We start from the raw sequence: 15,251 nt of genomic DNA, 5'->3' as shown, positions 1-15,251 counted from the left end.
CGGCGCCCGTGTTTACCCCCCCAAACCCGGGCCCGCCCCCGGGGGGGGCCGTCGGGGGGGGGCCCGCCGGCCGCGGGCATCGCTGCGTCCGGACCCCGCACGGCGCGGTGGTCGTCGGTGGCGTCGGCAGACCCCGCGCCGTCGCCGGATACCGGGACGCCGTCTTGTTCGACGCGACGTCCGGCACGTGGACGACGACCGGCGCCCTCACCACCGGGCGCTGGGACTTCCCGGCACTCGACCTGGCCGACGGCCGGGTGTTCGTGGTGGGCGGCCGGGCGCTGTCCGGTCCCGCCGCGCCGTCGGCGGCCGAACTGGCCGTCACCGCCGAGATCTATCTGCCATGAGAGGAAACCCTCGATGACCACCGTCATTCTCGCGGCCGACGCGTGGTCGGCCGCTCCCCAGTACGCCGTGGCCGCGTGCTGGCACGGCCAGCACGACACCGCTGTCGTGCTGAAAGACGCCACGAAGGTCCTCGTCGCCGGCGGCGCGGACGCGGCGGGGGTGAGCCTGAGGCAGAGCGCCGTCTTCGATCTGACGGCCGGGACCTGGAAGGCGACCGCACTGCTGGGTGCCGCCCGGCAACTCCACACACTCACGCCGCTGCCGAACGGAAAAGCGCTGATCACCGGCGGCCGGGTCGGACCCGCCGGGGCGCCGCTGAACACCGCCGAGGTGTTCGACCCGGAGGCGAACTCCTGGCAGAACGTCGCCCAGAACATGGCCGACGGCCGCTGGGGGCACAGCGCGGTGCCGCTCTCGAACGGGAAGGTTCTCGTCGCGGGCGGCATCGGTGCCCGGCCCGGCGGCGGGCTGATGGCCTTGCGGTCGGCCGAGGTGTACGACCCGGTCGCCGGGACCTGGACCGCCGTCGAGCACGGCATGACCGACGCCCGCGCCAGGCATACGGCGGTCGGTCTGCAGGGCGGCGCGAAGGTGCTCGTGTGTGGCGGAAGCGTGCCGATCGGTGCCGCCGACGACGCGGATCTGGCGTTCTGCGAGCTGTACGACACGGCGACCGCGAAGTGGCAGCCGACCGGCAGCCTGCGCCATCCACGCAGTGGGCACGCCGCGACCGCGTTGTCGGCCACTACCGTCCTGATCGCCGGAGGCCGGGCGCCGGGAGCGACCGCCGAGGGGTTCGACCCGTTCGCCCGCGCCACCGCCGAGGTGTACGACCTCGCCGCCGGAGCGTGGCACGACGTCGCCGCCATGCCGGCGGGCCGGGCGGCGCACCGCGCGGTCGCGATCGCCGAAGGGAAAGTGCTGGTGGTGGGTGGCTCCGACCACCCCGCCAACGAGACCGGATATCGCGGCGCGCTCCAGTTCTCGGCCGGCGCCTGGACCCCGTATGCCGGGCTGCTCGAAGGCCGGTGGGCGTTCTCGACGGCGGCGTCGGGCGCGAAGGTGCTCGTCGCGGGCGGCATCACCAGGACCGGGCTCGCGGCCGCGGAGAAACCGGTCGAGCTGACCACGTCGGCCGAACGGAGCGGCGCATGACCGAGGGCGCTTACTCGTTCCTGCCCTGGCTCCGCGCGGGGTTGTCCACGAGGATCGTGGAACCGCCGGGGATCGAGCGGGCGACGATCCCGGTGCGGCTCGAACTGAACGGCGAGGCGCTGACCACGGGTGGCAAGCCGCCGCACGCGCCGGTCACGCAACCGGTGCAGCTCTACGGCCCGGGGGACGTGATCGGGGTGGATCCGCGTGCGATCTCAAGGACCGAGCCACAGCCGTTCTCGACGAACTTCGAGCCGAACTACCTGGCGCACATCGAGTTCTATCAAGAGGAGTTCGCCTGGCGCTACAGCCCGGACCTGCCCGACGCGACGACCCGGCGACTCGCCCCATGGCTGGCACTGATCGTTCTCGCCGATGGCGGCGAGTCGGGTGTGGGCGAGTTCGAGGAGGGCGTGGCCTCCGGCGAGCCCCTGCCGTTCATCGCCGTGACCGCGCCGGAGGCATTGCAACCGCCGGGAGAACTGGGTGCCTGGGCGCACGTCCACGTCAACGGCGCACTCGACGAGCCGCTGGCCATCGACGACCCGCGCGCGATGGGCACGTCGCTGTCGAACCTCGGCAAGGTCCTGCGGGACGCCCCGGACAGCGCCTGCTGCCGGGTGGTCTGCCCTCGCCATCTGAAGGCCAACACGGCTTATCACGCGTTCCTGGTGCCCGCGTTCGAAACGGGACGACAGGCGGGACTTGGCTTGATACCCGCGAACATTCGCGCGACGACAGCGAGCTGGGGGCCGGGGGAGAGGCCGCTGGCCGGTCGGCTCCCGTACTACCACCGCTGGTCGTTCGTCACGAGCACCAAGGGCGACTTCGAAGACCTGGTGCGGCTGCTGAAACCCGTCGAGGCCAAGGATCCCACCGGCCTGCGCGACATGGACGCCCATCGCGCCACCGACTTCGCCCTGCCGGAACTGACCACGCCCACGCGGCCGAGCGGGGTGCTGCGACTCGGCGGGGCACTGCGACTCGTCGACTCCGACAAGATCCTCGACGGCCACGAGAACTGGGACAACTACTACGGTCCCCAGCCGCCGCCCGCGCCACCGCTGCCGCCCATGCCGCCTTACCCGAACGAGTGGCAGCGGGCCATGGCCGGGCTGATCAATCTCGCCGAGAGCTACCAGCACCAACCGGCCGCTGCCGCGAACACCGAGCTGGCGGCGCAGGTCACCGACCTCGCCGGGCAGGTCGACCCGGTGATCACCCCGCCGTTGTACGGGCGCTGGCACGCGCTCACGCCCACGTTGATCACCCGGCCGGACGGCACCGCGATGCCACCGGCCGAGCTGCACAACTGGGTGCACCGGCTCAACCTCGACCCCCGCTTCCGGGTCGCGGCGCATTTCGGCACCAAGGTCGTCCAGGACCGGCAGGAAGAACTGATGGCCTCCGCCTGGGAACAACTCGGTGAGGCACAACGGGCCAACACCCGTATCCGGGCCGCGCAGCTGGCACGGGAAATCGGCAACGTCCTGCATGCCAAGCACATCACCCCGCAGGCCGGGGTCGTGCCGTCGGCAGCCGACGCGGAGCCGCTGCGCAACGGCCGGGCACTGACCCTCACCGCGCCCGCCCACCCGAAAGTCCTGGACGTGCCCGGCCGGGTCGCCGCCGCGGGCGAGACCCTCGCCGTCGGGTTCAAGGTCTCGCAGAGCCGCGTCGCGTCGGCGCCGGTTTCGCCGACGATGCGCCGCGTCACCCGACCTGGCGCGAGGTTGATGAAGACGCTCCGCACGTCACTCGACACTCTGGTGACCCGTATCGACGAAGCACAGGTCCACGCCGCGCCACCGCTGCGGACTCCGCCCGGTCTGGTCACGGCGGCGCAGCTTGCCGCGCGGCTGCCCGCGACGACCGCGGACGGTGTCCTCGCGCAGGCGTTGCGGGAGACACGCGACGGGTTCCGGGCTGCCGCCGCGAACGCCGCCGACGAGCGGCCGAAGCTCCACGTCACCGACACGACCACCTCGGTGGTGACCGGTTTGAACGCCGACACGACCGTGATGAACAACATCGTCGCGGCCATGAACCTGCCCGACCGCCTGGCCCCGGAGGACGGTGAGCTGGCCGAGGTCATGGCGTACCCGGTGTTCGACATGCCGATGTACGCCGACCTCGTGCGGATGTCGACCGACACGTTCGTGCCCAACCTCGGTCAGCTGCCGCCGAATTCCGTGACCCTGCTGGAGAACAACCGCCGCTTCATCGAGTCCTACCTCGTCGGCCTCAACCACGAAATGGCCCGCGAGATGCTGTGGCGGGAGTTCCCGACCGACCTGCGCGGCACGCCGTTCCGTCAGTTCTGGGATCCACGCACGGCACCGGCGAAGGCCGGGGAGAAACCCGCCGCACGACTGGAACGGCTGTACGACATCCCACCGATCCACCGGTGGGGACCGACCGCCCGGCTCGGCGAAAACCCCAATCCCAAGCCGAAGCCCGGCGATCCGCCGCGTACCGAAGACCTGGTGCTGGTGATCCGTGGCGAGCTGCTGAAGAAGTACCCGAACACCGTCGTCTACGCGCACAAGGCGGCGTGGCCGGATCTGCCGGGCAAGCCCGGCCAACCCGACAAGAGCGGCGAGCGCGAGCCGGCGAAGCTGCCGACCGGCGAGGACCCGCCGCACGACCTCGTACGCCTGCCGATCTACGAGGCCAAAGTCGAACCGGACATCTACCTTCTCGGCTTCGAGCTGGATGCCAAGGAGGCCCGCGGCAAGGGCGCGAACCTCGGCTGGTTCTTCGTGCTGAAGGAATGCCCCGGCGAACCGAGGTTCGGGGTCGACGAGGATCGGCCGGGCGAGGAGCAGCGGGTCGAGGTGTGGAACGACCTGACCTGGGGCCGGGTCGATCCGGGCGCTAGTGGGTTCATCCGGTTCGACACGGGTGCGCACGTCACGCTCGACAAGTTCAACGGCGACAGGGACGACCAGGAGAAAGGACTCCAGCGCCTCGACGACGAGCAGGTCAAGGTCTGGCATTCCGAGGTCAGTTCGGCCGACGTCGCCTACATCCTCTTCCAAGCACCGGTTCTGGTGGCCATGCACGCACAGGAGATGTTGCCGGATGACCCCGCTCAGCCTTGACTTCCCGGTGCTGCTCGGCCCGGTCCGGGTGGAAACCCGGTTCACGCCGACGCATTTGCTGATTCGCGTGTTCCCCGACGAGTGGTCGGTGAACAAGTTCGAGCCGCGGCCGACCCAGGCCGAGGTCTCGGCGCTGGACGCCTACTGGACGGCCATGTGGGCCTCGGGTGGGCAGCCGGTGGGGGAGCAGGCGGCCTGGCACGAACTGGTCGCGCGGATCCCGGCGGGCCGGGCGGGCTGGCTCGTGCGGGGCCGTGAACCGGGCAACCCGACCGAACGCCCATTGGGGGTCCCGGTCGGGACGACCGTGCTCGTGGTGGTGAGCCCGCAGCCGGTCCCCGCGGCCGACCGGACTCCCACCACCACGTACTGGACGGCCGTGTGGAAGGCGCACGGCGACCGCGGGAAACTGCGCGACGCCGAGATCGCGTTGCAGGCAGCCGTGGGAGCGAACCGGGCCGCCGCCATCCGAGGCCGCCGTCCGTCTGGTGTGGACAGTGCGCCGAACACGCCTGGGGACAACGTCGTCGTGGCGTTCCTCGTGCTGCCGACGCTGCCCGCCGACAAGATCGCGCCACAGTCGTGGACCGTGGCCGCGAAGGCGGCCTTGCTGCCCGACAAGTTCACTTTCTTCGGGTACGTCGGCGACAGGCGGGTTTTCGCGGAACCCGGTCTGCCCGTCCGGCAGGACCTCGCGGTCAGCCCGGACCCCAAGGAACCACCGGCCACCCAGCTGCGCATCAACGAGCAGGACGGCACCCTCTTCGTGCCGCCGGCCCTGGAGTGGCTCACCGACTTCGACAAGGCCGTCGGGGTGGGCATGGGCATCCGGATCAAACGCACTGCGGACTTCCCCGGCGGGCTCGATCGCCTTGTCGTGCTCGGGCTGCGTGAGCAGGCGACGCCGGAGGACAGCGCGGCCGCGTTCGGCAAGCTGCTCGAAGACCAGCTGCACAGTCCCGCCGGATTCGCGTTCCTGCCGCAGGGCACGCCGACCAACAACTCCGAGGAACTCCCCGCCGGTCAGGACCGGAAGACCGAAGCCGAAGCCGGTCTCGCCACCATCGCCGGCTTCACGGCCGCCGCGCCGGACTGGCGCACCAAGACCGACGGCGAGTGGTTCGCCGAACTGCTCGGCCTCGACCCGGCGAAGCTGGCCGGTGTGCCGAACGCGAAGGGCACCGACCGGCGTGACGCGCGGGCCGCTCACACCGCACTGTGGCCCGCGACCTGGGGGAACTACCTGCCCGCGTTGCTGAACGGCGTCCTCACCGGCGAGCAGATCGCGCAGACCCGGGAGTTCTTCCTCGCCAACGTGTCCGGCCGGGGGCCCTTGCCCACCGTGAAGATCGGCCGTCAGCCGTACGGGATCCTGCCGACGACAGCGTTCTCCAAGCTCGCCTGGCCGGCCACCACCCCGCATCGCACGGCTCTCAACGCCATACTCGCGACCGCCACGGCCGACTGGCGCACCGCGCTGAAACACGTCTCCAGCCTGGACAAACCGGGCGCCGATCGGCACCAGACGCTCCTCGACATCCTCGCACTGCACCCGACCTCGGCCGAATTCCGCTTCCGGTACGCGGAAAGCGCGGAGGCCATCGCCGGGCAGGCCGAGATGGACGCGGAACTGGCCCGGCTCACCTCGCCGTTGCGGGAGACGCTCACCAGGCTGGGTGTCTCGCAGGACACCGACCCGGACCTGCTGCGACGGCTGTTCGCCGACGACGCGCATCCACTGCTCGCGCCGGTGGTCGACGACCGGCCGCTGTCGGAGACGAAACCGATCCGGCCCTACACCCTCGACAAACGCGACTACCTGACCTGGCTGGCGACCAGCGACCTGAACACGATCCGCGAAGAACTGGGGTTCATCGACGACCTGCCGCCGGACGCGGTGCTGTACTCGCTCGCGCGGCACGCGGTCCTGCTGGGGTGGGCCGAAACCGCGCGCAGGCTCGCCCTGGCGACACCGGGCGCCGACGTACCGGACGTCCGCGACGCGCCGTTCGTGCACATCGGCCCCGCGGATCGGAGCGAGAGCCGCTACCGCACGCTGTATTCGACCGACCCTGCCATCGCCCAGGATCGTCCTGTGCACGAGCACATCCGGTCGATCATGGGCAGCCATCCCGCCACCGGGGAACAGACGGAACAGATCGAGGCGCTCAAGATACTGGCCACACTGCCGACGGCGCGCCTCGAGCGGGTGTTCGCCGAACACGTGGACTGCGCGACCTACCGGCTGGACGCGTGGCGACTCGGACTGGTCAACGAACGGCTGGCCGAACTGCGCTCCGGCCCCTCCGCGACGCGCGGCCTGCACCTCGGCGACTACGGCTGGCTGGAGCACGTCCACCCGAATACGGAGCCGGTCACGACCGTGAACGTCCCCGCTGACCTCACGGACGTGTTCGGCACCGACCCGATCCCACAGGACAGCCACAACGGCGGCTACATCCACGCCCCGTCGCCCGCTCATGCCCGCACGGCGGCGGTACTGCGTGCCGGTTACGTCGCGAACGCGGACCGGGGCAAGGAAAACGTGTTCGCCGTGAACCTCAGCTCCGAACGGGTCCGGCTCGCGCTGACCATCGCCGACGGAATGCGGCAGGGCCAGTCCCTGTCCGCGTTGCTCGGCTACCGGTTCGAACGCGGCCTGCACGACCGCCGGGCGGGCCTCGACGCGCTCGTCTCCGGGATGCGGCTGAGATTCCCGTTACGTGCCAACAAGATCGAGGAGACCAAGCCTTCGCCGGACGATCCTGCCGTGCCGACGAGCATCGAACAGGTCGAGGCCCGCAACGTCATCGACGGATTGAAGTTGCTACGGCGCGCGAACGAGCTGAGAGCAGCGCACCCGACGACCGAGAACGCCGACGACTATCCGTTCGGATACGACGACCTCAAGCCGGCCACCGGACAGCAGATCCTCGACATCCGCGCGGAGATCCGAGCGCTGCGAAACGTCCAGGACGCCGTGGCCGACCTGTCTGTCGCCGAGGGTACCCACCAGGCATTGCTGGGCAATACCGAACGCGCCTCCGCCGCGCTGGACGCCTACGCGAAGGAGGGATTGCCGCCCGCCCCGATGATCGTCGAGACACCTCGCAGCGGCACCACCCTGACTCACCGGCTGGCGGTGCAGTTCACCCCCGGTCTCGGCCCGGACCACAACGCGCCTTTGCTCGGCCACAACCCGCCGAGGGCGCAGGCGGAACCGGCCGTCGACGACTGGCTGCCCTCGGTCCTGCCGAAACCGGAGAACGTCGTCGCCCGGGTGAGCTGGACCGAACCGGACGGCTCGCCCGACCACCGGGACGTGACCCAGCAGGAGACCGGGCTGTCGTCGATAGACCTGTTGTTCGCGTTGCGCCCGGCCGACGCGGCGGCGATGACCGATCTGGACGACCGGATCATCGGCGTGGTCACGGAAAGGGCGAAACCGCGGCCGGACCGGGTGCTGAACATCGACTACACCCAGCGGGTACCGAACAAGGTCAGCTTCTTCGAGCTGTCCCCGCTGGTCGCGGCCGTGCGCACACTGATGACCACGTCCCGGCCGCTGCGGCAGAGCGACCTCACCCCGGCCGCGGGGAGCACAACCGTGAACCGCGCGGCCGACGACGACGTGACCTTGCCACGGGAACGGCCCGCGGCCGTGCTGGCGTCGCTGACCGTCCTCGTCGACGAAGACGTGGCCGACTTCGTCACCGACCTCGGCGCGCTCTACCCGAAAGGACAGCAACCGGCACGTGCGGCTGTGCTCAACGGCATCGACGGCTTCCTCACCCGGTACGCCAAGCTGGCCACGGCGTCGGCCGGGTTCGGGCTGCCACGCAGCGGCTGGGGCGAGCTGACGGTGTGGCGGCGTGGTGTGTTCGCCGACCTGCTCGAAGCGGTCGCTGAACTGGCGTCGCGGATGAACACCGCGCTGACCGCCGCGAACCTGCTGCTGGCACAGTACGAAGACCTGCCCGGCTCGACCCCGGACGAGGACCGGTTCACGTTGCTGGAGAAGGCCGAGCGGCTGCTGACCACCAAGGCACAACCGCGGATGCCGACCCCGTTCCAGATGCGTTCCCGGGTCCGCGGCCTTCGCAACGACTTCGGTTTCAAGGTGAAGGCGCTGGAGCGACAGGCCGGCACCACGAGGACGACGTTGAGCGGACTGTTGACCGAAGTGGCGGGGAACCTTCCGCCCGCTGACTACGATCCGCTCGGCGTCGACCTGATCCCGTTCCAGGACCAGGTGGTCGCGTACGGGCAGGAACTCCTGACCAGGGCACGGAAACTGTCCGACGAGCTCTCGGCTCGCCGCACGGTGGCGGCCGCCGCGCTCGTGCGTCACGACCAGGCCGCCACCGGCCCGGACCGGGTCCACGCGGGCACCGACGCGTTGAAGGCGCTGCTCGGTGAGGACGTGCTGGTGGTGCCCGAGTTCACCCCACCGGCGCCGGTCATGCAGCAGTGGCGCAAGGCGCGCGCCGACAGCGACAAACTCATCGCCCACCTCAACGGAAAACGGGACTTCCCGGTCGACGACTGGCTGCACGGGATGGCGAGGGTACGGGACAAGCCGAGACTGTGGGAACAAACGGTGCTGCTCTCGGACGCGCTGCTCGGCCCGGGTGGCCTGCTCGGTACCGGCATCCTCGGCTGGGTGGAGCCCAAGCTGTCGCCGATCCAGTTGCCGTATGTCACCGGTGACCGCTGGCTCGGCCTGGAGTTCGCGCCGGGCCCGAACCCGCTGAAGGAGGAAGACCGCCTGCTGTTCACCGCCCACTACGCGACCAGCCTGAACAACGACCGCCAGTGCGGGCTCGTCCTCGACGAGTGGACCGAGGTGATCCCCGCCGAACGCGAGACCACCGGGGTGGCCGTGCACTACGACGGCCCGGACGCGGAACCACCGCAGGCGATGCTGCTGGTCGCGCCGCCGGCGCGGGTCGTGAACGGGTCCTGGTCGGCCACCGACCTGCTCGACGCGGTCGTGGAGACGTTCGACCTCGCGAAGATCCGGGCGGTCGAGCCGGCGCACCTCGGTGAGACGCCGCTGGCCCACCTGCTCCCGGCGACCATCATGTCGGCGACCCGGCAGATGACCGTCGGCACCGACCTAGCCCAAGCCAACGAGCGCTGGAGGGCCCGCCGATGACCTTCGCCGACGACCTGGCCGCCCGCCGCACCCCCGCCGTCGGGGTGTGGAACCGCTTGGAAGGCAGGCCACGAACCACCGACTTCACCCGCGCGTTGCGGGCGGAGATCCGGGATCCACTGTGGATGCTGACCAGGCAGTGGCAACTGGGCGAGTTCCAGGGCACCGACGGCGGTTCGCCGGTGACCGCGACCTATTCCGTGGCGCAGTCACGGCCGAGCCGGTTCCGCCCTCTCGACGGTCCGCCCGAGGACCTGCCGACCGACCGTCCACTGGAGACGATGGCGGAACGCCGCAAGGTGCCGTTCACCTACGGTCCGGAGAAGATCGGCTTCGACCTGCGGGTGGCGATCGGCCGTCGCTGGTTCAAACTGCTGGGCAAGGCCGGGCTGCTGGGCAACCTCGTGTTCAAATTCGAGGAGCAGTACGCGAACAAGTACCCGATCGCCCTGCCCGCCAAGGAAGCTGTCACCCAGCGGGCGAACCCGGGTGTGTGGGCCACCATGCAGGCGGTGGCAGGCCGCCGGATGGACGGCTACCTGCTGTACGTCTTCTTGAAGGGCGGGGGTGTGGCGGACGCGGGGATCACGACCATCCCGCTCCTGCACCACGCGGCGCTGGTGGACGCCGGCAAGCGGCTGGTGACCTGGTTCGACGGGCTGATCGACCAGCCTGCCGGTGACGGCACCTGGGATCCACGCAGGCTGGAGCACCGGTTCTCGATCTCGGCGGCGATGCCGGACGGGGCCGAGAAGGTGCTGACCGCCCGGGAATATCCAGGCGGAGAGCTGGATTGGCACGCGTTCTCGGTGAATCCGGGCCCGCCACTCGGCGGCGGCCGCCCACCGGAGCCGCGGCTGTCCAGAACGGTCTTCCCGGCACCGGTCCGCTATTCGGGAATGCCGCTACCACGATGGTGGGCGCTGGAAGACGGGAAAACGAACTTCGCCGCGGTGGGTCCGGACAGCACCGACCTGGCGAGGTTGATCTTCCTCGAGTTCGCGCTGGTGTTCAGCAACGACTGGTACCAGCTGCCTTGCGACCTGCCCGCGGGCACCGTGGCGCGAATCCGCGGCCTGACGGTGACGGACGTCTTCAATCACCGGGAATGGCTGACCCCGGCGGGCGCGGGCCCCGACGAGGACTGGCAGCGTTGGTCGATGTTCACCCTGGACACCATCGGTACCGACGACGTGCCCGCCGACACCGACCTGTTCCTGCCGCCGAGTGTGCCGAAGGTGGCCGTCGGCCCGGTACTGGAAGAAGTCCTGCTCGTCCGCGACGAAAACGCCAACCTGGTCTGGGGCATAGAACAAACCGTCCGCATGCCGACCGGCGAACCCCGCCGGGGCAGCGAAGCGGCCGCGGAAACGGTGGCGTACCGCAGTCGCCCACCCGCCACCACGCCGCCGACGGCGGACGACCCGCCCCGGGCAGCCCTGTCCTACCGGGCGATGAGCGGCATTCCCGAACACTGGATCCCCTTCATCCCGGTGCACGTCCCGAACGACAATCGCGAGATCCAGCTCCAACGCGCGGCGATGCCCAGCGTCGTCGACGGACAGCCGGTCCGCCCGAGAACCAGCTTGTTACGCGTGGGATTCGACGAGGGACAGCGGTACTTCGTCAACGAGGAGGAGGTCCCGCAGTCGGGTACCCGGGTGACGGTCGCCTACAACAGGACCCGGTGGCGAGACGGCCGCGTGTCCCTCTGGCTGTCCGCCCAGCGAGGGGAGGGCCGCGGCCAGGGTTCCAGCGGCCTGGGCTTCGACCTGCTCGTCAAAACCGATCTGCCGAAATGAGTCGTGTGGCGTCCGGATCACTGGTCAGTGCTGGATGCTGTGGGTGTGGAGTACGTGTCCAGAGTGCCGCGACCGCCGCTGGACGGTCTGATCGACGACCTCTACTACCTGGAGGGTGCGCCGCCGTACGCGCGACTGACGCTGCCGCCGGCGCCGTCGGCGCTGCTCATCGTCAATCTCGGCGCGCCGTTCCGCATCCGGGCCGGCACCGACCTCCAGACGGCCGAGTACGCCGACGGCTGTGTGGTCACCATGCGCACCCGCGCGTTGGAGTTCGGCTACCCACTCCGGACCCGGTCCGTCGGCGTGCACGTCAAGCCGTGGGGGCTGGCGCCGTTCCTGCCGATGCCCGCGGCCGAGCTGTGCGACCGGCCGGTGACGGTTGAGCAGGTTTGGGGCAGGCCCGCTATCGCCGAGCTGCGGGACCGGCTGGCCACCGCGCCCAGCCCACACGAGATGCTCACGCTGCTCGAAGAGGAGCTGATGCGACGGTTGAGCGAGACCGCGGGCCTGGGGCTGATCCGACATACGAGCAGCGTCCTCGCGGCGACCAACGGGGCGGCGATGATCGGTGACTTGAGTGTGGCGGCAGGGGTCAGCAGCACTCATCTGGCGAAGCGGTTCAAAGAGCTCATCGGCGTCACGCCGAAGCGGCTGGCCCGCACCTACCGCCTCACCGCCGCCGTGTTCGCGATCGACCCCGCCGCACCGATCGACTGGGGCGACCTCGCCAGTGGGGCCGGCTATTTCGATCAGGCCCACTTCGGCCACGAGTTCCGGGCGTTCACCGGGCTCACGCCGACCCGGTATCTCGAAGCCCGGCGGCGGTTCCTGCGCGAACATCCCGGCCACACGCTGGACGGCTGGCCGCTGCCGACCGATTGATTTCTTACAAGAGCGACAGCGCATGACAAGCTAATTTGGGCACCCCGAAGCAGAGGAGTGTCCGTGGGCAAGGTTGTCATGTACGGCTCGGTGTCGGTGGACGGTTTCGTCGCGGACGAAAACGACCAGCCCGGACCGCTGTTCGACTGGTTGTCCGGCGGCGACGTCCCGTTGGACGGGAGCGGTGCACTGAAGGTGTCGCAGAAGTCCTACGACTACGTCCGGCCGTACTGGGACCGGATCGGGGTGACGATCGCCGGTCGTCACGTTTTCGACCTGACGGACGGCTGGGACGGGAAGCCGCCGAGCGGGATCGACAACGTGGTCGTCGTGACGCACCGGCCAGCGCCCGTGGGCTGGGACCCCGCAGCGCCGTTTCACTTCGTCGACGGCGTCGAGGCGGCCGTGGCCAAGGCGCAGGAGCTCGCAGGTGACCGCCTTGTCGAGGTCGCGACCGGCGACGTCGGTGGCCAGGTGCTCGCCGCGGGCCTGGTCGACGAGGTGCGCATGGACGTCGTACCGGTTGTGTTCGGGTCCGGCAAGCGCTACTTCGGGTCTGTCGACGCACAGCATCTGCTGGAGGATCCTGACGTGGTGATCCACGGAAACCGGGTACTTCACCTGCGTTATCGGGTACTTCGTTGACCGCCTGCCGTACTTTTCCCGGGGGACCGGCAACGGCGGGGATATGATCGACGAGCCGGCTTCGTCATCGATTTCGGGAGGCTGAAATTCTGAGCGACACGAACCAGCGTCGAAGCGCGGTGACGATGACGCTCCCGGCCCTTCCCGCACTCGTCTACGAAGTGCTGTGGGAACGGCTCGGCCTCGGGCCCATGCCTTCCCCGCTGGTGGTGCGCCGCCACGGCGGCGATGACGCGGAGCGGCAAGAATTTCGTGCTCGCGCACACCGGTGGCTGACCTCCAACAGCCTCGGAGACGCGAACAACCTCGACGGCGATCTGGTGCAGGCCTTGCGGGCGATGGACGAGCGTGACCTGGCGCTGTCCTTGAGCTACCGCCACCCCGCCGGCCGGGTGGCGGTCGGCTGTTTTCCTCAGTCAACCGGCCGGGCGCTGCGCGTGATGATGCGCGACGAGACCGTGGAATTGGGCTGGATGAACGCGCAGCGGATGGCGGAAGGCATGCTGGAGGCCTTGCCCGACGCGCAGCCGGGCACCGGGCGTCCCCTCCGGGTGAACGAACTCGCCCTCATCCGGTCGGGCCGGACGTGGCGGCGGTCGGGGCTGCTCAGCGACGGGAAGCGATCTTTGATCGAGCACGGCGTGGCTCCTGAGGGTGCGGAGTGGTTCCTGCGCGTGCTGTCGAGGGCGAGGGTGACCGGACAGGCGAGTGCGGAGCGATCGGGAGTCGCCGGGAAAACACTGACCGCCGTCCGTCCACTGTCCTTTGTGGACAGCGACGACGGCCGGTACGTCGTCGTGCGGAGCTATGGATCGGTCACGCTCATGCCTGCCGACAGTGCGACGTTGGCGGCCCGGATCAAGGGACTCGCACACGACGACTTCGTCGAGAGCCATCCTCCGCGCGGCAAAGGTGCGTTCAGCCACCTGTGGTGATCAGTTCTGATTGACCGGCCAGGCCGCGGCGGGGTGGCAGTGTGCCGGGCAAGCCAGCACGTAGGTCTCGTTCCCGAGGAAGAGGCCGTACTGGCCGGAGCGGAACGTGTCGAGCTGTTCAGGTCGATCGTGCTGTTTGTCGAACCCGGTGTCCGTGGGGACCTGGCACAGGTAGACGAGGTCGTTGCCGCAGGGGCAGGTGTAGGACTCGCGATCCTGGGCCCAGCTCGGCACCCCGCCGATCTTGAAGCCGGGGAGACCGATGCCGTGGTCGGCGAACGCCGAGTCCAGATCCTTGCCGTCCGAAAGGACGTTGCCGGGCCACCAGATCGTGACCTGCTCGGTCGCGGGACGGAAGTCCAGCCGCTGTGGGCGCAGGTACTGGTCCGAGTCCGGGGCTGGGCTCGTGTCGTCGCGGTGGAGCATGATTCTCCAGAACGCCCCGGGTGCTGTGTAAAGCGGTGGTGGCGTGTCCCAGAACCTCGGCGGCAACTGTTCCGGTGCGCCTTGGGCGACGACCGCGTCGTTGTGTTCGGGACACTGGAAGATCAAGAGGTGATCTCCGCCGAACAAGGCGATGTCCGCGGGGATGTCGAACTGGAAGAACAGGATCATCTTCGAGCCGCAGAAACACAGCGGCCAAGGCTCCCCGGCGGGGAGAATCGGCCACCCGCCGACGGTGTCGCGTGCGCCCGGCGTCACCGGCTCGTCGTACCTCTCGACCATGTGCATCGGGGCGTCGGAAGGGCGAGTCAGCGGAGGTTGTTCCTGAGATGTGCTCACTCTCGATACCTTAGGCCGCCGAACCGCCGCACCGCAGGAAGATCCTTCAAGAGTGGGTCGCGTACTTGGCCGGCTGGTCCAGGACCGAGGCGGGGCCCGGCACGGTGCCCGATGCCGCGAAAGAGGCCTTGTATTTTTCTACCTACGCCTGACCTGCGCGGGAGGCGTCCGGGTGCGCTGGGTCGACGGTGAAGGAATCGGGACGTTGAATGTCCCAATTCCTTCATTGTCGCCAGGGCGTCCGGTCTCGGATCTTGATCAACGGAAGATCCGGGACACTCAACGTCCCCCATCCTCCGTTGATCAAGGTCGAACCGGTCACGTCCGGTGATAGACGAGGCGACGGGGGCGGGTTTGGGTCCGGGGTCGTCCGGCACAAAAACCCCAGGGCCCCCACCCCCCCCAACCCACACCAGCCCATAAGTGGCGCACATAA

9 protein-coding genes are annotated in these 15,251 nt (G+C 69.5%); 8 read left to right on the top strand and 1 reads right to left on the bottom strand.

Going from position 1 to position 15,251, the window contains the following annotated elements; genetic code table 11:
- Positions 1-107 precede the first annotated feature (107 nt).
- The 8 genes from ACFWMR_RS31400 (at position 108) to ACFWMR_RS31365 (ending at position 14,032) form a co-directional block, all read left to right on the top strand.
- Positions 108-347 carry a hypothetical protein gene (locus ACFWMR_RS31400; RefSeq protein ID WP_378380995.1) on the top strand — a complete coding sequence of 80 codons (240 nt, stop codon included), beginning with the start codon at positions 108-110 and terminating at the stop codon, positions 345-347.
- A 13-nt stretch (positions 348-360) separates the two neighbouring features.
- On the top strand, positions 361-1,503 hold the full coding sequence (locus ACFWMR_RS31395; protein ID WP_378380994.1) for a Kelch repeat-containing protein: 1,143 nt from the start codon (positions 361-363) through the stop codon (positions 1,501-1,503).
- The gene (locus ACFWMR_RS31390) at positions 1,500-4,607 is read left to right on the top strand and encodes a hypothetical protein (RefSeq protein WP_378380993.1); all 3,108 of its coding nucleotides are present in this window, start codon (positions 1,500-1,502) and stop codon (positions 4,605-4,607) included. Before ACFWMR_RS31395 ends, ACFWMR_RS31390 begins: the two co-directional genes overlap by 4 nt.
- On the top strand, positions 4,588-9,765 hold the full coding sequence (locus ACFWMR_RS31385; protein ID WP_378380992.1) for a hypothetical protein: 5,178 nt from the start codon (positions 4,588-4,590) through the stop codon (positions 9,763-9,765). Before ACFWMR_RS31390 ends, ACFWMR_RS31385 begins: the two co-directional genes overlap by 20 nt.
- Positions 9,762-11,567: a hypothetical protein gene (locus tag ACFWMR_RS31380; protein WP_378380991.1), complete on the top strand. Its 1,806-nt coding sequence runs from the start codon at positions 9,762-9,764 to the stop codon at positions 11,565-11,567. The genes ACFWMR_RS31385 and ACFWMR_RS31380 overlap by 4 nt, the downstream gene beginning before the upstream one ends.
- Positions 11,568-11,630: 63 nt before the next feature.
- Positions 11,631-12,452: a helix-turn-helix domain-containing protein gene (locus ACFWMR_RS31375; protein ID WP_378381003.1), complete on the top strand. Its 822-nt coding sequence runs from the start codon at positions 11,631-11,633 to the stop codon at positions 12,450-12,452.
- Between the two features lie 63 nt (positions 12,453-12,515).
- A complete protein-coding gene (locus ACFWMR_RS31370) occupies positions 12,516-13,097 on the top strand; it encodes a dihydrofolate reductase family protein (protein WP_378380990.1) in 582 nt (193 codons plus the stop codon).
- A 125-nt stretch (positions 13,098-13,222) separates the two neighbouring features.
- Positions 13,223-14,032 (top strand): ESX secretion-associated protein EspG, encoded by an 810-nt coding sequence (locus ACFWMR_RS31365; RefSeq protein ID WP_378380989.1) that lies wholly within the window; start codon positions 13,223-13,225, stop codon positions 14,030-14,032.
- Here the strand turns inward: ACFWMR_RS31365 and ACFWMR_RS31360 are convergent, their stop codons facing one another.
- A complete protein-coding gene (locus tag ACFWMR_RS31360) occupies positions 14,033-14,815 on the bottom strand; it encodes a hypothetical protein (RefSeq protein WP_378380988.1) in 783 nt (260 codons plus the stop codon). It lies immediately after the preceding gene.
- Positions 14,816-15,251: the final 436 nt, after the last annotated feature.

The organism is Amycolatopsis thailandensis, from assembly GCF_042723255.1.
Classification (GTDB): Bacteria; Actinomycetota; Actinomycetes; order Mycobacteriales; family Pseudonocardiaceae; genus Amycolatopsis; species Amycolatopsis thailandensis.
The sequence above is the reverse complement of the archived record's forward strand: the minus strand, read 5'-3'. Positions and strand labels throughout refer to the sequence as shown.

Bases quoted from the DNA above. Each gene is read 5' to 3' on its own strand.
- ACFWMR_RS31395 (WP_378380994.1), top strand. From the start codon at position 361: ATGACCACCGTCATTCTCGCGGCCGACGCGTGGTCGGCCGCTCCCCAG.
- ACFWMR_RS31390 (WP_378380993.1), top strand. From the start codon at position 1,500: ATGACCGAGGGCGCTTACTCGTTCCTGCCCTGGCTCCGCGCGGGGTTG.
- ACFWMR_RS31385 (WP_378380992.1), top strand. From the start codon at position 4,588: ATGACCCCGCTCAGCCTTGACTTCCCGGTGCTGCTCGGCCCGGTCCGG.
- ACFWMR_RS31380 (WP_378380991.1), top strand. From the start codon at position 9,762: ATGACCTTCGCCGACGACCTGGCCGCCCGCCGCACCCCCGCCGTCGGG.
- ACFWMR_RS31365 (WP_378380989.1), top strand. From the start codon at position 13,223: ATGACGCTCCCGGCCCTTCCCGCACTCGTCTACGAAGTGCTGTGGGAA.